This window comes from Bowmanella yangjiangensis (assembly GCF_017255015.1).
GTDB lineage: Bacteria > Pseudomonadota > Gammaproteobacteria > Enterobacterales > Alteromonadaceae > Bowmanella > Bowmanella yangjiangensis.
Map to the genome: position 1 here is coordinate 1 of NZ_JAFKCS010000576.1, position 467 is coordinate 467.

The window sequence follows — 467 nt, forward strand, 5'->3', positions numbered from 1 at the left end:
GGAGTCGTCGACGATGAGAATGGTCTTGGCCATGGGGAAGTCCTCAGAAGAAGGTGATGTCGGAAGCGCTGGCGGCGGACGTGCCGTGACGGCCGCTGTGGATGGCGTGCTGTTCGGGCGTGGTGTAGGTGTGCGAGAGGTCGTCCAGCCAACCGCTGGCGTCGACCTGGCCGCTTGCATCGACCAGGCGCAGGCCGAGTTTCTCGATGTCGTCGCGCATGTGGCCGAGCATCTGGCTAACGCGGTCCTGGAACTGCAGCGCGACCAGCACCTCGGAGATTTCCTCGCCGACCGCCTGGTTCTGGCTGTGCAGGGTGTTGCCGTGCTCGACCAGGCGCGTGGCGCCGTGGCGGAAATCCTCGATGACCTGGCGGATCACCTGGCTGGCGCTTTCCAGGGTGCTGGCGTCGCGGCTGGCGTGTTCGTTGGAGACGTGCAGGGTGTGTTCGATGGCGGTGCTGACGTTC

General features: G+C 65.5%; 1 protein-coding gene. It reads right to left on the reverse strand.

The window, feature by feature from the left end; all coding sequences use genetic code 11:
* Positions 1-43: 43 nt before the first annotated feature.
* A partial coding sequence (locus J0A65_RS25730) for a hypothetical protein (RefSeq protein WP_206597046.1) occupies positions 44-467 on the reverse strand: 424 nt, incomplete at its 5' end.